This is a genomic window from Pseudarthrobacter sp. TAF60_1 (assembly GCF_052113505.1).
In the GTDB taxonomy this organism is placed as follows: domain Bacteria; phylum Actinomycetota; class Actinomycetes; order Actinomycetales; family Micrococcaceae; genus Arthrobacter.
The window spans coordinates 133,243-150,807 of the sequence record NZ_JBFRDI010000012.1 but is presented as its reverse complement, the minus strand read 5'-3'; the positions used below and the strand labels follow the sequence as shown (position 1 = coordinate 150,807).

Annotated in this window: 14 protein-coding genes and 1 pseudogene; 5 read left to right on the top strand and 10 right to left on the bottom strand. The window is 65.4% G+C overall.

Annotated features, from left to right (window positions below; genetic code table 11):
• Positions 1–672, top strand: a 672-nt coding sequence (locus AB4Y73_RS14720; RefSeq protein ID WP_441872617.1) for a DUF222 domain-containing protein, incomplete at its 5' end; no start/stop codon positions are given.
• A 134-nt stretch (positions 673–806) separates the two neighbouring features.
• On the opposite strand, the gene AB4Y73_RS14715 is transcribed toward AB4Y73_RS14720, so the two are convergent.
• From AB4Y73_RS14715 to AB4Y73_RS14700, 4 genes are all read right to left on the bottom strand, one after another.
• Positions 807–1,394, bottom strand: coding sequence for a hypothetical protein (locus AB4Y73_RS14715; protein WP_441872616.1), 588 nt, complete (start codon positions 1,392–1,394; stop codon positions 807–809).
• A gap of 425 nt (positions 1,395–1,819) precedes the next feature.
• Positions 1,820–3,178 carry an ABC transporter substrate-binding protein gene (locus AB4Y73_RS14710; RefSeq protein ID WP_441872615.1) on the bottom strand — a complete coding sequence of 453 codons (1,359 nt, stop codon included), beginning with the start codon at positions 3,176–3,178 and terminating at the stop codon, positions 1,820–1,822.
• A gap of 99 nt (positions 3,179–3,277) precedes the next feature.
• Positions 3,278–4,228, bottom strand: coding sequence for a carbohydrate ABC transporter permease (locus AB4Y73_RS14705; RefSeq protein ID WP_441872614.1), 951 nt, complete (start codon positions 4,226–4,228; stop codon positions 3,278–3,280).
• On the bottom strand, positions 4,218–5,162 hold the full coding sequence (locus tag AB4Y73_RS14700; protein ID WP_190990713.1) for a carbohydrate ABC transporter permease: 945 nt from the start codon (positions 5,160–5,162) through the stop codon (positions 4,218–4,220). Before AB4Y73_RS14700 ends, AB4Y73_RS14705 begins: the two co-directional genes overlap by 11 nt.
• Positions 5,163–5,772: 610 nt before the next feature.
• Here AB4Y73_RS14700 and AB4Y73_RS14695 point away from each other — a divergent pair.
• Together AB4Y73_RS14695 and AB4Y73_RS14690 are read left to right on the top strand one after the other, a co-directional pair.
• Complete coding sequence (locus AB4Y73_RS14695) at positions 5,773–7,827, top strand: DUF6807 family protein (RefSeq protein WP_441872613.1); 2,055 nt, start codon at positions 5,773–5,775, stop codon at positions 7,825–7,827.
• Positions 7,828–7,849: 22 nt separating this feature from the next.
• A complete protein-coding gene (locus AB4Y73_RS14690; protein ID WP_441872612.1) occupies positions 7,850–9,013 on the top strand; it encodes a M24 family metallopeptidase in 1,164 nt (387 codons plus the stop codon).
• A gap of 233 nt (positions 9,014–9,246) precedes the next feature.
• Here the strand turns inward: AB4Y73_RS14690 and AB4Y73_RS14685 are convergent, their stop codons facing one another.
• The 4 genes from AB4Y73_RS14685 to AB4Y73_RS14670 are packed head-to-tail and all read right to left on the bottom strand — an operon-like array spanning position 9,247 to position 13,794.
• Positions 9,247–10,356 (bottom strand): mandelate racemase/muconate lactonizing enzyme family protein, encoded by a 1,110-nt coding sequence (locus AB4Y73_RS14685; protein WP_441872611.1) that lies wholly within the window; start codon positions 10,354–10,356, stop codon positions 9,247–9,249.
• Complete coding sequence (locus AB4Y73_RS14680) at positions 10,356–11,261, bottom strand: 5-dehydro-4-deoxyglucarate dehydratase (protein WP_441872610.1); 906 nt, start codon at positions 11,259–11,261, stop codon at positions 10,356–10,358. Before AB4Y73_RS14680 ends, AB4Y73_RS14685 begins: the two co-directional genes overlap by 1 nt.
• On the bottom strand, positions 11,258–12,226 hold the full coding sequence (locus AB4Y73_RS14675) for an NAD-dependent epimerase/dehydratase family protein (protein WP_441872609.1): 969 nt from the start codon (positions 12,224–12,226) through the stop codon (positions 11,258–11,260). Before AB4Y73_RS14675 ends, AB4Y73_RS14680 begins: the two co-directional genes overlap by 4 nt.
• Positions 12,227–12,237: 11 nt before the next feature.
• On the bottom strand, positions 12,238–13,794 hold the full coding sequence (locus AB4Y73_RS14670; RefSeq protein ID WP_441872608.1) for a Gfo/Idh/MocA family protein: 1,557 nt from the start codon (positions 13,792–13,794) through the stop codon (positions 12,238–12,240).
• Between the two features lie 349 nt (positions 13,795–14,143).
• Between AB4Y73_RS14670 and AB4Y73_RS14665 the strand changes: the two genes are divergently transcribed.
• A complete protein-coding gene (locus tag AB4Y73_RS14665; protein ID WP_441872607.1) occupies positions 14,144–15,220 on the top strand; it encodes a LacI family DNA-binding transcriptional regulator in 1,077 nt (358 codons plus the stop codon).
• Between the two features lie 57 nt (positions 15,221–15,277).
• Here the strand turns inward: AB4Y73_RS14665 and AB4Y73_RS14660 are convergent.
• A pseudogene (locus tag AB4Y73_RS14660) lies at positions 15,278–15,499 on the bottom strand (FCD domain-containing protein); the annotation flags it as partial.
• Between the two features lie 102 nt (positions 15,500–15,601).
• Between AB4Y73_RS14660 and AB4Y73_RS14655 the strand changes: the two are divergent.
• A complete protein-coding gene (locus tag AB4Y73_RS14655; RefSeq protein WP_441872606.1) occupies positions 15,602–16,939 on the top strand; it encodes an alpha-hydroxy acid oxidase in 1,338 nt (445 codons plus the stop codon).
• 15 nt (positions 16,940–16,954) lie between these two features.
• On the opposite strand, the gene AB4Y73_RS14650 is transcribed toward AB4Y73_RS14655, so the two are convergent.
• Positions 16,955–17,500, bottom strand: a complete 546-nt coding sequence (locus AB4Y73_RS14650; protein ID WP_441872605.1) for an ArsR/SmtB family transcription factor — start codon at positions 17,498–17,500, stop codon at positions 16,955–16,957.
• Positions 17,501–17,565 lie beyond the last annotated feature (65 nt).

Sequence of the window (17,565 nt, the reverse complement as noted above, 5' to 3'; positions counted from 1 at the left end):
CAACTCGACGCGATCATCACCGCCTTCAAAGCAGCCCTCACCACCAACAAACTGCCCACCGCCGGCGGAAACCGACCCCAAATCCTCGCCACCATCAACTACCAAGACCTCCTCCCCCACCTCCCAACCGCCGGCACGGGCGCAGCCAAGGAGACAGACACCGGCACCAGCCCGGAACCATGCACACCGGTCAGGACAGGGACGGAAGCACAGACAGGAAGCAGCAGCACCGGCACCGCGAACTACACCTTCACCGGGCCCGTCCCAGCCACCACCATCCGCAAACTCGCCTGCGACGCCGACATCATCCCCGCACTCCTGGGAACCCACGGCGAAATCCTCGACCTCGGCCGTAAAACCCGGCTCTTCACCCCAGCCCAACGCCTCGCCCTCACCGCCCGCGACCAAGGCTGCACCTTCCCCAACTGCACCATCCCCGCCCCCTGGTGCGAAGCCCACCACATCACCTACTGGTCACACCACGGACCCACCAACACCAACAACGGCGCACTCCTGTGCTCCCACCACCACCACCTCATCCACAAAGAACAATGGACCATCCACACCCGCCACGGCACCCCCTGGTTCACACCCCCACGCCACATCGACCCCACCCAAAACCCCCAACAAAACCACTACTTCAAACCACCACCCCCACCACAACGCGAATAAGTCAGCGGCCACCAACGCCACATGGAGCCATCCGCGCGGTAGCGGACAGTTCGCAGCTTCCACCGCTGATGTGGGGACTGCCGTGCTGGCGCGCGGGAACCGGACGCCAGCAGCAATTTGGAGACGCAGAGCTACTACTTGACAGCGGCCAGGACCGGGCCCGCCCGATCCCCCATGGCCCCTTCGGCCGTAAAGCCCAAGACCTGAATGAAGACATCCTTTTCGCGGTGAACCTCTGTGACGTTGACGGAGCGGGCCGATCCTTCAACCACGCCTGCCGGGAATCCGTCAATGGTCACTCCCCACCGGTAGACGGCCGGATCAGCAGACTCCCAGCTAACTTTGACTTCGCTGATCCGCCCTACCGTCGAGAGAACCTCGATACGAACGTTCGAAGGCGCCGCCAACCGCGGATGCGACGGTGTGGTGCTGATGCGAACTGGAGTCTCCAACGTGTCGGTGCCACCGGCGATCCCGGTGACCCGCAGAGCCATCACTCCCTCAAACTCCGCGGTGTAAGTGTGCTTGAGTACCGGATCGCTGGTGGTCCGGTCGTAGCGTCCGTCCCCATCCACGTCCCACTCGTACTTCACAACAACGCCCAGGGACCCTGATGCATCGAAGGTAATTTCCATACCCGGCCGTGCGAAATATCCGTTGATCGGCAGTCTCGCTTCAACATCGTCAGTCTGCTTGCCCAGCGGAACAGTGATCACCTGCACCGGCGCACCCGAAGCCTGCCCCGTCGGCGAAGTACTGTCCGACGAGGCCGGTGAGCGGGTCTCGGCAGGAGCTGAAAGGACCCAAGTCTGGGGCGTCGCGCTGCCTCCCGGTACGCCCTCTGCGCATCCCGTGGCCAAGAGCGCTAACGCTAAGAATATTGTCGGCGCCGCGGCGCGCCTGCCCGGCCGGTTGAGTGCTTTCACGTTTCCCCCAATGATGTGACGTGCTCCAAGTGGACCATGTGAGCGGTTGCCGGTCTACAGCCAGCTCGGACTGGAAACCCCCGAACGAGGCACTGACCTTTAACGCCAGAGCCCCGGCCGGAACCAGAGGTTCCAACCGGGACTGTGGTGACCACGCGCCGTCGTACGCTTCCTGCGAGAGCGCCGTCAAGGGCGGCAGGACGTAGTCATCGGTGTACTGCTTAGCTGATGGCGGACTTCATCTCGGCCACGGCCTTTTTGCCCGCGTCGTCAGTTGACAAGCGGTTGAACAGGACCTCGGAGGTGTAGCGCTTGACGATTTCCTGGATGGCGCCGGCACCCTTCGGCGGCGGAGCCGGAGCCTCACCGAGCTCATCCTTGATCTGGTCGATGAACTTGACCACCTTGATGTCAGCGGGTGTCAGCTTGGACTCAATGGCTGCCCGGACGTCGGAGTTCGGGTACACGCCACGGTCGGCCAGCAGGGCTCCCCCCGCCTTTTCGCTATTGGCCAGGAAGTTGATGAACTTGGCGGTCTCCTCAGGGTGCTTTGTCCGCGACGAAGCCGACCAGAACTGGGATGCCTTGTACCAAAGCTTGGCATCCGCAGCCTTGCCTGTGGTGGACGGGAACCGGAGGATCTGCAGCTCCGAGCCGGAGGCCTTCTCTAGGGCCGGCAGCTGGTTGGACCACCAGAACGCGAGCCCGTTCTTACCCGTGGCCAGTCCACTCTGGTCAAGCGGTGCGGCCTCGGCTTCCACTACCTCGGAGGCTGTAGGCACGGCCTTCTTCTCGCTGAGGTTCTTCAGGTTGGCCCACCACTCGGCGATGTCGCCAGGCTCGAAGCCCAGCTTGCCGTCGCTTGTGTAGAGGGTTTTGCCGTTCTGCCGGAGCCACACTCCCAGCGACGCTTCGTCCGTGCCATACGCGGCGGCGCCGTACGTGCCCTTCGGCGATTTAGCGGTCACCTCAGCAGCGATGCGCCCGAAATCGTCCCAGGTCCAGGTCTTGTCATCGGGAAGGGCAACCCCTGCGGCCTTGAAGACAGCCGGGTTCGCCAGAATGGTGGCGGCGTTGATGCCGGCAGCGATACCCGTCAGGCCCTTCGCGCCCTTTCCGGCGTTGAGAGCTGCCTCGTCCAGTTTGGACGTGTCGATTTTGTACTTGGAAAGATCCAGCAGGGCACCACGCGTTGAGTACTCGGTGATGTATTTCTCGTCCATCTGGATGATGTCCGGGGCATCGTTGGCCGCGACCTGGGTGGCGAGCTTGTCCCAGTATCCGCTCCAGTCGCCGTACTCCGGCTTGATTTTGATGTTGGGGTTCTCGGCTTCGAAGGCGGCGATTGCAGCCTGCGTCACCTGCGCCCGCTTGTCGCTTCCCCACCAGGAGAAGCGCAGCTCAACGGGTCCGCCGTCGCTCTTGGCGGTGGCTCCACCGCCGCAGGCGCCGAGGGCCATTACGACGGCGGCTGCCGCGGCTATGACACCTGCCTTACGAATGCGGGGCCTTGCACGAGAGGGTGAATCAGCTGCCGAACCGTTCGTGCCAGCAGCATTCGGGCGAGGGAAAAGCGGCACTGGGTACTCCGATCTTCTTTGATCTATTGAGGGGGAATGAGGCGAGAAAGCGTTTTCTGAACTTCATACTACAAGTCACTTACTTGTATGACAAGAGGTTTATTTGATGCCCGTGGTGGCGATGCCCTTGATCAGGAACCGCTGCCCGAAGAGGAACACCAGGAACACCGGCAGCAGCGACACAATGGACATGGCAAACAGCGATCCCCAGCTGGTGGCGGACTGCGAATCCACAAAGGCGCGCAGTGCCACCGGGACAGTGAACATATCCGGGTCCGTCAGGTAAATGAGCGCGCCGAAGAAGTCGTTCCAGGTCCAGATGAAGGTGAAGATCGTGGTGGTCGCCAAAGCCGGCACCATGAGCGGCAGGATGACGCGCAGGAAGATGCGCGGGTGGCCGGCGCCGTCGATCCTTGCCGCCTCATCCAACTCCTTGGGGATGCCACGGATGAACTGGACCATCAGGAAGACGAAGAACGCGTCCGTCGCCAGGAGCTTGGGCACAATGAGCGGCCAGAACGTGTTGACCCAGCCGATCTGCGAAAACAGGATGTACTGCGGCACGATCACCACGTGGAACGGCAGCATGATAGTCAGCAGCATGATGCCGAAGAACAGCTTCTTGCCGGAGAACTGCAGCCGGGCAAACGCGTAGGCGGCCATGGAGCAGGAGATGAGGTTGCCCAGAATGGAGCCGATCACCACGATGGCGGAGTTCAGCATGTAGTGCCCGAACGGGTGCGTCAGCGCGGACCAGCCGCCGGTGTAGTTACTCATTTCCAGTGTGCTCAGCCAAAGCCCGGGATCCTTGAAAATGAGATCGTTGGGCCGCAGCGACGAAACCACCATCCACAACAAGGGGTAGATCATCAGGCCACCGGCCAGGATCAGGATGGCATGTTTGGTCAGCGCCTTGGTGCGGGCGGCGCGGCTAAATGCCAGGGTCCCGCGCGATTCCCGGATCTTTTTAGGCTTGCGGTGGTTCGTGGTCTTACCGGCGCCGGCATTCTTCTTGTCCGGGGCGGGCAGCGTCTCAAGTTTAGTCGTCATAGAAAACCCAATACTTTGCAGCGATGAAGTTGATGGCGGTGAACACACCGATGATGACCAACAGGAACCATGCCATAGCTGAGGCGTAGCCCATGTCGAACTGGCCGAAGCCCTTCTGGTACAGGTACAGCGTGAAGAACATCGTGGAGTCCGAGGGGCCGCCGTTGCCGCCGGACACGATGAACGCCTGGGTGAAGGACTGGAACGATCCGATGATCTGGAGCACCAGGTTAAAGAAAATGATGGGGCTGAGCATGGGAAGCGTGATCCGCCAGAACTGCTGGAGCGTGCTGGCCCCATCCACCTTGGCGGCCTCGTAGTACATCACCGGGATCTGCCGGAGACCTGCCAGGAAAATGATCATGGGGGCACCGAAGGTCCACACGTGCAGCAGGACGATGGAGCCCAGCGCGGTGCTCGGATCGGAAATCCAGCCCGGGCCTTCAATGCCAACAAGTGCCAGCGCCTGATTGACGAGGCCGGTGGTGCCGAAGATTTGCTTCCACAGGATGGCAACAGCCACCGAACCGCCCAGCAGGGACGGCAGGTAGAACACGGAGCGATAGAACGGCAGCCCGCGCAGGCCCTTGTCCAGCACGAGCGCGATCAGCAGCGCCACTCCGAGCTGCAGCGGCACACCGACAAAGACGTAGGTGAACGTCACACCCAGCGAGTTATGCAGACGGGCGTCGCTGAACATGCGGACAAAGTTGTCCAGCCCCGTCCATTCCGGTGGCTGCAGCAGGTTGTAGTCGGTGAAGGACAGGTACAGCGACATCAGCATCGGTCCGATGGTGATGGCTACCAGGCCTACCAGCCACGGGAGCAGGAAGATGTACGCGGCCTTATTGTCCCTGCCGTTCGCTTTCTTCTCCGCTGCGGACAGCGGACCCTTGCGCCGTTTGAGCGTGGTCAGTTCGCCGATGGCGCTCATTCCGGCACCCTGCCGTCGCCCCGGGAGTCTGCTGCGAACGTGCCCTCGGGACAAAGCCCCTCCGGACGGCGCCCTTCCGGAGGGAGTCCTTCCAGACGGAGTCCTTCGAAACAGAGCCTTTCTGGGGGCAGCGCCCTGGGGATGGGATTAGCAGCCATGTGGTCTCCTTTGGTCATCGTGGCCCTCCACGTTATGTGTGATCGCTCCGGCGAAGTACATCGGCCGGTAGGGGTGAGTACGCAGTCCAGGTGGGCTCGCACGTCGGTTGACCGCACGCTGGTCAATCACCCCATACGATCCAATGCCATACCGCTTCGATGGCAGGCTCAGCCCGGATGCGGCTAGTGCGCCGACTCCGGATCCGGCCACCGTCCCAAAGGTGCCGGGAAAGCGGTTCCCTACCAAAGTAAACGGTTTCTTGACTGCTGTACAGGCCTTTGCTAATTTTTGAGAAAGCGTTTTCCGAAAGGCTGTTTCACCTCGTGATTGGCAAAACCGGCGAGCGCGGTTTCGCCCCGCGGCATGCTTGATGCGATGGCACCAGGAAACAAGAGCACGACGCCGTCCCCTCCTCCCAGCCCCGCTCACCGCCCAGCCACCAAGGACTCTGATGACCCATCAAATTGCCAGTTCGGCCACGCCGGCCAGCCGCACGGCTACAGCTCCCCGCGTCCCGGCCGCAACGGCACTCCCCCGCGTCGCGCTGGTAGGCGTTCACGGCTTCGGTGAGCGGCACCTGGCCAACCTTGCGCGCCTCGCGGCGGACGGCGTCGTCGAACTCGTGGCGGTTGCGGATCCCAACCCACCGCAGTACGGTGCGCTTGGCAACTCCGTGGCGGTCTTTCGCACCCTGGACCAGCTGCTGGCCGCCGGACCGGCACCTGACGTGGTCATCCTGGCAACGCCTATCCAGACCCACGCGCCCCTGGCGCTGTCCGCACTGGCGGCCGGATCCGATGTTTACGTCGAAAAGCCCCCGGTGGCGTCCCTGGCGCAGTTCCGGGAGCTGCTGGCTGCGGCCGATGCCTCCGGGCGGCTGGTACAGGTGGGATTCCAGAGCCTCGGATCGCAGGCGCTGGCCGCGATCCGCGACGCCGTCGAGTCCGGTGCGATCGGCGAGGTCCTGGGCTTCAGCGCGCAAGGATTGTGGGTTCGGAGCAGGGGTTACTTCAAACGCTCGCGCTGGGCAGGGAAACGCAGCCTGGACGGCACCGACGTGGTGGACGGCGTGGCCACCAACGCGCTGGCCCACGCCGTTGCCACCGGACTGCATCTGGCCGGGGCGCACACCGTTGCGGATGTCACCTCGGTGGAAACCGACCTGTACCGCGCCCACGACACGCAGAGTGACGATACCTCGGTGATCCGCGTGCGCACCGCGGCCGGTCAAACCCTGCTTTGCGCCCTCACGTTGTGCGCCCCGGAGCAGCAGAACCCCTCCGTGACGGTCCACGGCACTCTGGGGGAGATCAGGTTCTTCTATACCGAGGACGAGGTCGTCACCACCACACGGGACGGCGAGCGCCGTGAAGTCTTCGGCCGGACTGACCTGTTGGAGAACCTGCTCGCGGCCCGGCGTTCCGGCGATCCGCTGCTGTCCTCACTGGCGGACACGGGTGCTTTCACCTCGGTGCTGGAAGCCATCCGAACCGCGCAGGATCCGCAGGAAATCAGTGCCGAGCACGTCACCTGGGACGGCGACGGCGATGATGCCCGCCCCGTCGTCCAACGCATCCCGGAACTGATCGAACGGGCTGCCAAGGCTCAGGCCACCTTTTCCGAACTGGGCGTCCCTTGGGCCCGCAGCTTGCCGCCCGCCCGGACATTCGCCTTGGAGGGCCATCCCCTGGCGGAGTACCAGGACGGCAGCCGCATTCGTGCGGCATCTTCGCCACGGCCCTACCTCCACCCGGTCCGTACGCTCGCGGGGACGGTCGTCACGGACCACCAACCCCTGGATCACGTGTGGCACCTCGGGGTTGGTGTGGCCCTGCAGGACGTGGACGGCGTCAACTTTTGGGGCGGCCGCACCTATACACGGGCAGCGGGCGACTACGTCTGGCGGGCCGATCACGGCAGCATCGTCCCCACGGGTGAACCGACCGAGCGGGCCGGTTACCTCGCTGAAGACCTCTCCTGGAACGGGCCCGACGGCGTCCCCGTCCTGACCGAGCAGCGCACCTGGACCTGGGCCGCAGCGGGCCCTTCCGCCTGGCGCCTCACGTTGGACTTTGTGCTCTCCCCCGCCGGCGACCACCCGGTCAGCCTGGGCAGCCCGGGTTCCAATGGCCGCGCTGGCGGCGGCTACGGTGGCTTCTTCTGGCGCCTGCCGGAATGGGCCGGCGCCACGGTCTGGGCACCAGCCGCCGGTGGGACCCTTCGGGGCGAGTCGGCCGCGCACGGGAAAGTGACGCCGTGGCTCGCCTGGTCGGGCAGGTTCAGTCCGAGTGAAAGTGCCGCAACGCTGGTGTTCGTCGCAGCTACGGACTCCACCGACCCGTGGTTCGTCCGCATGGACGGCTACCCCGGTGTTGGCCAGTCGCTGGCGTGGGAGACTCCGGTCATCACTGCGCCTGGCAGTCCGGTGCACCGCAACGTCACGGTGTATATCGCCGACGGTCTTTTGAACACCGACGACATCCAAACCTTGATAACCAAGCTTTAACCAGACCATTGGGGACCAGCTCATGAGCCAGACAATTACCGTAGCCACCACGCCGTCGTCGCAGTTGAACGCAGCCGCGGACCCGGCAGACAGCACGCACCGCACCGCGCCCGCCTCGGCAGATGAGCGTGCCATCAAGCGCCGCAGGGTCCTGGACATCCTTGACGCCAAGGGCCGGGACTCGTTGCTACTGACGACGCACACGGCGCTGACCTGGTACTTGGACGGCAGCCGGGTGCACATCAGCCTGGCCGGGGATCCCATCGCCGCGCTGCTGGTGGACCGGGAGGGCGACCACCTCGTGACCCTAAACAACGAAGCGGGCCGGGTGGCCGCCGAAGAGCTCCCACCCGGGGTCTCACTCCACACCGTGCCTTGGTACGGCAACCTGCACGAGGCCGCTGCCGCCGTCGGGCGTTCCTCGATTGCTGGTTCGGGAGGCCCGCTGGCCGAGGCGGCAGTGGCAACCGAACTGCGGGGCGCACGGCAACAGCTTCTCCCCGGCGAGTCCGCACGCTACACGCGCCTCAGCGCCGAGCTGGCCGGCATCATGACCGACGTCCTGGCCACCACCCGGCCGGACACCACCGAATTTGAGCTGGTGTCCGCGCTCGCGGGCCGGGTCGTCGCCGCCGGAGCGGAACCCCTTGTGCTGCTGTGCAACGGCACCTCGCGGAGCGACTTCCGCCACCCGCTGGCCACGCACTCACCGCTGGGCCGCCGCGCCATGGCGGTGGTATGCGCACGCCGCGACGGCCTGGTTGCCAACATCACCCGCTGGGTAAGGTTCGACGCCGGGACCTCCGGGGAGCGCGACGCGGAGGCCCGGATCGCTGCCGTAGAGGCGGACATCTTCGATGCGACGGTGCCGGGCGCCCGGCTGGATCACATCTTTGGCGAGATCAAGGCAGCGTACGTACGCCACGGATTCGGCGCGGAGCAGTGGGAGCAGCACCACCAGGGCGGACCGGCCGGCTATGCAGGGCGGGACCCGCGCGTCACCTCAACCACCACGGATACGGTGGTGCCGAACCAGCCGTTCACGTGGAACCCGTCAGGCCCCGGCGTCAAGATCGAGGATACGGTGCAGCTCACCGAGTCGGGTGTGAAAGTCCTGACTGTCGACGAGCGCTGGCCGGCGACCATGGTCAACGGCCTGCTGCGCCCGGCCACCCTACAGCTCTAAGCCCAACCCTCTCTCACTTAATGTGGGTTTTAAGGCAACCTTCTCTCACTGCCTGCGCGTCAGGACAAGTGGGCGGCTTCCAGCAGGACCCCAACGCAAAACGCTCCCTCCGGTCATTGACCTGAGGGAGCGTTTTCGTTGAATTACCGAACTGCGAGAGCGTTTGGCCCAAAGCGACATTAAGTGAGAGAGGGCCTGGATTTAATCCACATTAAATGAGAGAGCGTTTGGATTCAGTGGCGGAAGCGGAAGCCCAGGCCCGGCTGGTTGGTGAGGGTCAGCCGGCTGTCGGAAAACCGGACCGGCGCGGGCCCGGCAAGGATGCCCAGCTGTTCGAAGGAGGCATCCTCCACGTCCTCCACAAGGGTGGGCTCGGCCAGGGTGAGCGCCAGCTGACCCGAAAGCTCCGGCAGCAGGTGGGGCATCACCCGGATGCTGTTGGTCCGGGCCAGCTCCACGATGCGGCGGAACGGAGTAATGCCACCGACCCGGATGATGTTGGGCTGGATGATGTCCACAGCCTCAGCGTCAATGAAGTCGCGGAACCGGTAGACGGTGTGCAGGTTTTCGCCCAGCGCGATGGGCACGGGTGAATGCTTCCGCAGCCTGCGGTACGCCCAGAGGTCGTCCGCGCGGATGGGTTCTTCCAGCCACTCCAGGCCGAACCCGGCAAGCACATCCAGGGCCTTGAAAGTGGTGGGCAGGTCCCAGCGCTGGTTTGCGTCAATCATGAGCTTGCGGTCCGGGCCGAGCACGGACCGGACTGCCGCCACCCGCTCTGCGTCCTCGCGGATATCGGGCTTGCCCACCTTGATCTTGACGGCCCGGTGCCCCGCAGCGACCCAGCGTTCGGTCTGGGCCACCAGCTCCTCGAGCGTGTAGTGCAGGTTCACGCCGGAGCCGTACACCTCGGCGGACTCCTGCCGTTGGCCCAGCAGGCAGGTCACCGACGTATCGGCCCGGCGCGCCTGGAGGTCCCAGAGGGCAAGGTCGACGCCGGCCATCGCGATGGTGGTCAGTCCCCCACCGCCGGCCTCATGCAGCCACTTCCACAACTGGTCCCACACCATCTCCGGGTTGGCCGGCAGCCCCGTAACAAAAGGTGCGATGTCGTAGTCGAGGACGGCCTTAACAGCTTGCGGTCCGATGGTGGGCGTCCACGAAAATCCGTGCCCCGACCCGCCGTCGTCCGTCCTTATCTCGGTGACAATCACATGGTTTTCCGTTGCGTCCGCTCCCCAACTGCGTCGCAGCGGAACAGTCAGCAGCCGGGTGGACAGGCCGGTAATCAGCGGTGCTGTCCGGACCGGCTCGGAGACAGTGACGGCGACGGGCGCACTCATCAGTGGCCGGCCAGCTCGTAGCCCCTGGCCAGGATGGCCTTCAGCTGGACCAACTGATCCTCGGAGGGGTCCACCAGCGGCGGCCGGACCGAGCCAACAGGAAGTCCGCTGAGCCGGAGTCCGGCCTTGATCAGGGATACGCCGAAGCCCGGCGTCTGGTCGCGCAGCCGAACCAGCGGAGCGTAGAAACCTTCCAGCAAGGTGTTGCGGCGGTCCTCATCGCCGGCCATGTAGGCGTCGTAATACGCCTTGGCAATCTCCGGCGCCATCGCGAACGCGGCCGACGAGTAGAGCGGAATACCCAGTCCGCGATAGGCGCCCTGGGTCAACTCCGCGGTCAGCAGTCCGTTGAAGAAGGCGAAGTCCTCGCGGCCCGTAGCCCGCACAGCGGACACAATCTCCTGGGCCAGGCCTACATCGCCCAGGCCGTCCTTGAAGCCCACCACTTTGGGGTTCGCCGCGAGCATGGCCATGGCGGCCGCCGTGAACTTGGCGTTGCCGCGGTGGTACACAATTACCGGGAGGCTGCTGGCGTCCGCCACCGCCTCGATGTAGGCAACCAGGCCGTCGCTTGGCCCTGTGACCAGGTACGGAGGCAGGACCAGGAGGGCGTCAGCTCCGGCTTCCTCTGCCACCCGGGCGGCTGCAAGGGCGTGGCCCAGGGGTCCGCCGGCTCCGGCAACGACCGGCAGCGCGCCGGCCACAACCTCGACGGCGGCACTCACCACGGTGCGCACCTCGTCAATGCTGAGGGCATGGAACTCGCCGGTGCCGCAGGCGGGAAAGACTCCACCGGGTCCGAACGGGAGGCGCGAACGGATGTGTTCCTTGAGGAGCTCCACATCAACGGTGCCTGCCGGCGTGAACGGGGTGACGGGGAAGAACAGGACGCCGTCGAATTTCATGATGTCTCCTTGGTTCCGGCTCCGGCTGCAACCAGCCGGGCGGATGTCTCGTCGTTGAGAGTGGGGTCTGTTGTGAGCTCAGTCCGCCAGCTGTGCTTGGGTTCCCAACCCAGCAGCTCACGGGCCTTGTCAATGCAGAAGGCCGGACTGGTGCCGGTCAGGCCGGCGGCCAGATCCTCGCTTCCGGGCAGGAAATTGGGCATGAGTTCGGCCAAGGGCGCCGTGGCCAGGGCATCCGCGGCACCCACAAAGAAAGTTTCGCCGTTGGGGATGGAGTCCATCTTCTGCAGGAGCAGGTCCAGGAAGTCGGCGACATCGCGGGCGTCCACGTAGTTGAACAGTGCCGGCGCGGACAGGGCAGGGTCGGCAAGGCGTTCGGCGAGGGTGTGCCCCTGCTGGGTGGGGGCGCCGTCCCATTCCTCGGGCGAGATGACGTAGCAGGGCCGGAAGGCGGCGTACCGGATCTTCGTGCCCTGCGCCGCGGCGAACATCTGCACGGTCTGCTCGGCGATGAGCTTGGACAGCGCGTAGGCGTTCCAGGGCTTCGGCGTGGTGCGCTCATCCAGCGGGAAGCTGTCCGGCAGCCAGCCGGCCGGCGAACCGTAGCCCAGGACCGTGGGGCTGCTGGCCGTGATGATCTTCCCGATGCCCAGTTCCGTGGCCGCGCTGATCACGGCGAAGGCGAGACGCGTGTTCGTGGCGAAAATGACGTCCTCCGGCGCACTGAACGGTACCGCGATCGCGGCGAGGTGGATGACGGCGTCGGGCGTGGTTTTCCGGAGGAGGCGCAGCGCCTCACCCGGCGCCAGCAGGTCCCCCGTTTCCTGCACGACGCCGGCGGGCAGCTGGTCCGCGGGGATGGCGTCCCGGTCCACCGAAATCACTTCATGGCCCGCGTCCGCGAGGCCTGCCACAACGCTGCGGCCGAGGCGGCCGGAGCCGCCGGTGACGAAGATTTTGCTCATTCTGGCTTCCTTCAGGTTCTTGGGCGCGGGGTGTTTGCGCTCTGGGCGCGGCGGAGGTCGGCGCCAAGGTCCAGGTCCTCGATGCGGACGGGCAGGGTGGTCTCCAGCGAGAGGTTGCCGGCGATGCCCACGGACACGGAACGGAGTCCATCGAGGTAGCCGGACGGGCGGCCCAGCGGGTCGTCGCCGGGACCGTTGAAGAGGTCGGAAAGTAGCAGTGCGTCGCCGCCGCCGTGGCCGCCTTCACCGTTGACGATGGGCACCTCGTAGGCAGCTTCCCAGTGGCGCTGCACCACCAGGCGTTCGCCGTTGCGGCGGATGGCGTCGTCCTCCTCGATGGGAGTGGCGCTTGGGTCCACCACTGTTTTTTTGTCGGTGCTGCTGACCACGGCGGAGCGTTCCACCACGTCCAGTTCGGCCCGGCCTTCGGTGCCGTTGACCGCCACCCGATAGCCCTCCCAGGGGCTGTGGGCGTTCAGGGAGTAGCTCAGCCGCGGACCGCCCTGGTACTCCACCACGAGGGCCAGGTTGTCCTCGATAGTGATGCCGTCGGTGAAGACGTCCTGGTCGCGCCGGTAGCCGTCGTAGTGCTCGTTGTCCAGGAAGAGTGCCTTCAGTCGCTCATCGTCACGGAGGTCCAGCGCGAACGGGTCCTTCGGACCGGAGGGGGCGTCGACGTCGGGCGTTCCGCGCTCCGGGCGGGGACCGAGGCCGCGCTCGGCGGCGTTCTTGTCGCCATAGAACTTCAGGCCGCCGGAGGCGAAGACCCGCTCCGGGGCATCGTCGATCCACCAGTTGACCAGGTCGAAGTGGTGCGATGCTTTGTGGATCATCAGGCCGCCGGAGTTCTTCTTGTCGCGGTGCCAGCGGCGGAAATAGTCGGCGCCGTGGACGGTGTCCAGGACCCAACTGAAGTCGATGGAGGTGACCTTGCCAATCACACCGCTCTGGATGATCTCCTTGAGGGCACTGTTGCGCGGCGAGTAGCGGTAGTTGAAGGTGACCACCACGTTGCGGCCGGTCTCGGCCACGGCTTTGGTGATGCGGCGGCAGCCGTCGACGTCGATGGTCAGGGGCTTTTCGACCACGACGTCGGCGCCCGCGTTGAGTGCCTCGACGATGTAATCAGCATGGGTGTAGTCCGGTGTGGTCACCACCACGCGGTCGACGCTGTTCGCCTGGATGAACGCGGTGAGGTCCGCGGGATCGAAGGAAGCGACGGGACCCGGCGCCCCGAGCTCCTGGATGAGCTTCTGGTAGTACTCCACCCGGCCGGGATTCACGTCCGAGAAGGCCACGAGTTCCGCCGTGTCAGCGTGCTTCCCGTAAATGGCACGGATGTACATTTCGGAGCGTCCGCCGGTGCCGACGAGGGCAATGCGGGCTTTGGTGCGCGGGGCGGACCTCGGGGCTCCTGACACCCGGGCGGCTGCTTGTGTGGCGGCTGCTTGTGAGGCGGCCGGTGCGGTGTTGGCTGCAGAGCCTGCTACGGTGCTGGCTGCGTCGCCGCTCGGCGCAGCGGTATTGGAATCGGCCATGACGGTGCTCGACTCGGCGGTGTTGACCATGAGGGTCCCTTTCGAAAGCTCAATACTCGGCCGCGCAGTGGGCCGTTCGTGGCTCTAGGACTGCGGAATCTGCAGTCACAGCAATTTTTATGAGAAAGCGTTTTCTCGGAGCGTTACAAGATTTCTATCAATAGACGGACTGCCCCGTCAACCCTTATTGTTTATAGGAGAAAACGTTTTCTGATTTCAGCCCGATGGACGCGGTGCGAACATCGACCGAAAACCCGGCGCCGGACGGAAATCGGTTTCTGAGAGCGATATATGCTTTCACGATAAAGACCTAGGATCACCGGCCGCTGAGGCTCACAGGCGAGGACCCGCGGCACCCGGGACACACGAAAGGCAGGCAATGGTCAGGAGATCGGCAACTGGCAGGATCGGCATCGCGGACGTTGCCGTCAAGGCCGGCGTCTCACACGCCACGGTCTCGCGCGTGATGAACGGGAACTACACCGTGGATCCGGACATCGCTGCCCGCGTTCGGGCTGCCGCCGCGGAGCTCAAATACCAGCCCAACCCCGTGGGACGCAGCCTCGCCCTGGGCAAGACGGACACCATCGGCATTGTGGTGCCGGATCTGGCCAACCCCACGTTCCAGGCCATCCTGCGCGGCTTGAGCCGGGCCGCGGCGCAGGATGGCTACCGGGTCCTGATTGCCGATTCCTTCGAAGTCTCCAGCGAGGAAGCCATCCTCGCCGGTGAGGCTCGCCGGCGCTGCGACGGCCTCGTCCTGTGCGCGCCGCGCATGAGCGATGCCGAGCTCGAGGAGATCGCCCCGTCCCTGCACCCGCTGGTCCTGATCAACCGCACCACGACGACTCCCGGGATTCCCAGCCTGGTGGTGGACTATGGGCAGGGGGTCGAGGCCCTCGCCGAGCACCTTGCCGGGCTCGGCCATACCCGGCTGGCGTTCCTTGCCGGCCCGGCAGGCAGCGCCTCCAACGGCCTCCGGCTCGAGGGACTGGCAGCCTTCAAGGCCCACCACCCGCAGGTGGTGGTCACCATGCTCGACGGCGGTTCAGACTTTGACACGGGGCACGAGGCCGTGGACGCGGTCCTGGCCAGCGGCGCCACCGGCATCCTGGCGTTCAACGACCTCGTGGCCATGGGCCTGATGAGCGGACTGCACGAACGCGGCATCAACGTCCCCGGCGATATTTCCGTCACCGGCTTCGATGACATCCCCTTCGCCCGCTACACCACGCCCACCCTGACCACTGCGGCCGTCCCCATAGCCGAACTCGGCGCGAAAGCCTGGCAGCAACTGCGGGCCCTGATCCGCCACGAGGACCACGAAACTCCTGGCAGCCGGTATCAGCCGCGCCTCGAAATCCGGGCCAGCAGCGGACCCGCCCCTTCAAAGCCGGTCCCCGGGAAATCCGCGCCCGCGAACCCCGTCCCGGCGAACCCCGTCCCGGCGAGATGACACTTGGCGGCAGTGTTTTTCGCCGGCACTGCCGCGAACTGCCATCTCGACGCCGGATTAAACCTCAGTGGCGTGCCTGACACCGGCCTCCCGGTAGTAGCCCTCGATGTGGGCGGCGACGAGCGTGGCCGCGCGCGCGCCGTCGTCGTTCTTGATCGCGGCCAGGATGGCGCGGTGCTCAGCCTGCAGGCGAGACGCCGTGGCGTCCCAGTCCGGGAGGTCTGCCGTGAGCGTGGCGGCGTAGCCCTGGATGGATTCGCGCAGGGAGCCCATCATGGCCTCGTCCAGGAGTGCGGCCGTGGTTGGACCACATGGCTTACAGTGTGGTTAGACCACAGCGCTCTTGTGTCCGGCCCGGCCGGCCCATCGACGGAGGAAGCCATGACCCACACCATCCAGCCGAATAATCCCGAGACCACCCCGGCTCCGGATGCCACGGATGTTCCCGCCACAGAGGCAGCGGGCCGCCCCGCGGCGTCGTCGGTTGTGCCTGCGGCGCTGAAGCGCCGCGTTCCCAAGTATTCGGACCTCGCTCCGCTGATGCAGTTCAAGAAGCCGGAGTTCAGCCGCGCCGCCAAGCTCAAACGCGCCAGCACCATCTGGGAACTGCGCGACGTGGCCAAGCGACGGACCCCGCAGGCCCCGTTCGACTACACGGATGGCGCCGCCGAGGAAGAGATCACGCTGCGCCGTGCGCGCCAGGCCTTCCTGGACATCGAGTTCAGGCCCGGGATCCTGCGCAACGTGTCCAAGATTGACCTGACCACCGAGATCCTGGGCAGGCCCTCCAGGCTGCCCGTGGGCATCGCCCCCACCGGCTTCACCCGGATGATGCAGTCCGAAGGCGAATACGCCGGCTCACAGGCAGCCGAAGCCGCGGGCATCCCCTACACCCTCTCCACCATGGGCACCGCCTCCATCGAGGACGTGGCCGCCGCCGCACCCAACGGCCGCAACTGGTTCCAGCTCTACCTGTGGACGGACCGCGACCGCTCGCTGGAACTCATTGAGCGCGCCGCCAAGGCGGGGAATGACACCCTCATGGTCACCGTGGACACCGCCGTGGCGGGCGCCCGGCTCCGCGACGTCCGCAACGGCATGACCATCCCGCCGGCACTGACCATCAAGACCGTGCTGGATGCCTCCTACCGCCCGGCATGGTGGTTCAACTTCCTCACGCACGAACCGCTGACCTTCGCCTCACTCTCCCGCTACACCGGCACTGTGGCGGACCTCATCAACTCCATGTTCGACCCCACGCTGACGTTCGAGGACCTGGACTGGCTCCGCGAAACGTGGAAGGGCAAGCTCGTCGTCAAGGGCATCCAGACCGTCGAGGACGCCCGCAAAGTGGTGGACCACGGCGCCGACGGCATCGTGCTTTCCAACCACGGCGGCCGCCAGCTTGACCGTGCGCCCATCCCGTTCCACCTGCTGCCGGAAGTTTCCGCGGCGCTGAAGGCGGACAACTCCGACGCCGCCATCATCCTGGATACGGGCATCATGAGCGGCGCGGACATCGTGGCTGCGTTGGCACTGGGCGCCGACTTTACCCTGATCGGCCGCGCGTACCTTTACGGCCTGATGGCCGGCGGCCGCGCCGGCGTCGACCGGGCCATCCAGATCCTGGAAAAGGACATGGCGCGCACTATGGCCCTGCTCGGCGTCAGCAAAATCTCGGAGCTGACCCCGGACCACGTCCGCCTGCTACGCAAGTAGCGCCCGGCCCGGGGGTTACTTTTTGCGGCCGAACTTGGGGAGGTTCGGGAGGTTCGCCAGCAGGTCTGCGGCCTTCGTCGCGGCGCGGCCAACCGTGCGGCCGATCTGCTGCGGAACGGTGTCGTCACTGAGGGGGGCTGCGGTGCCGCCGGGAATGACGACGGCGGGGCTCAGCTCAGCATCTTCGCGTGCCAGTACGGCGGCCACATCCGCGTCATCAGGAACGTGAATGCCGACGGCACCGCCGCTGCCGGGTTCCTCGGAGGGCACCACAGGTGACTTGGCGGCGGAAGCTGCCGGGCCGACGTCGAACGGTTCCAGCCAGCTGACGATGCCCTCCAGCGGTTTGGGGTTCAGGGCGTAGTAACGCTTCTGGCCCTGGGCGCGCATGCTGACCAGCTGCGCCTCGCGGAGGACCTTCAGGTGCTTGGAGATGGTGGGCTGGCTGGCTGACAGCTCCTCTACGAGTTCCCCCACTGCCTTGTCCCCTGCGCGAAGGGATACCAAAATGTCGCGTCGGGTTGCTTCCGCAATGACGGCAAATACGTCGTCTGTCACCATGCCTCCCACCCTAGCGACATATACGCCGCAAGGCATCAACTATTTCCTCCGGGGCCCTGTCGCAC

Excerpts from the sequence above, each read along its gene's own strand:
- AB4Y73_RS14690 (WP_441872612.1), top strand. The coding sequence starts at position 7,850 with ATGAGCCAGACAATTACCGTAGCCACCACGCCGTCGTCGCAGTTGAAC.
- AB4Y73_RS14705 (WP_441872614.1), bottom strand. The coding sequence starts at position 4,228 with ATGACGACTAAACTTGAGACGCTGCCCGCCCCGGACAAGAAGAATGCC.
- AB4Y73_RS14670 (WP_441872608.1), bottom strand. The coding sequence starts at position 13,794 with ATGGTCAACACCGCCGAGTCGAGCACCGTCATGGCCGATTCCAATACC.
- AB4Y73_RS14650 (WP_441872605.1), bottom strand. The coding sequence starts at position 17,500 with ATGGTGACAGACGACGTATTTGCCGTCATTGCGGAAGCAACCCGACGC.
- AB4Y73_RS14700 (WP_190990713.1), bottom strand. The coding sequence starts at position 5,162 with ATGAGCGCCATCGGCGAACTGACCACGCTCAAACGGCGCAAGGGTCCG.
- AB4Y73_RS14680 (WP_441872610.1), bottom strand. The coding sequence starts at position 11,261 with ATGAAATTCGACGGCGTCCTGTTCTTCCCCGTCACCCCGTTCACGCCG.
- AB4Y73_RS14675 (WP_441872609.1), bottom strand. The coding sequence starts at position 12,226 with ATGAGCAAAATCTTCGTCACCGGCGGCTCCGGCCGCCTCGGCCGCAGC.
- AB4Y73_RS14685 (WP_441872611.1), bottom strand. The coding sequence starts at position 10,356 with ATGAGTGCGCCCGTCGCCGTCACTGTCTCCGAGCCGGTCCGGACAGCA.
- AB4Y73_RS14695 (WP_441872613.1), top strand. The coding sequence starts at position 5,773 with ATGACCCATCAAATTGCCAGTTCGGCCACGCCGGCCAGCCGCACGGCT.
- AB4Y73_RS14665 (WP_441872607.1), top strand. The coding sequence starts at position 14,144 with ATGGTCAGGAGATCGGCAACTGGCAGGATCGGCATCGCGGACGTTGCC.
- AB4Y73_RS14655 (WP_441872606.1), top strand. The coding sequence starts at position 15,602 with ATGACCCACACCATCCAGCCGAATAATCCCGAGACCACCCCGGCTCCG.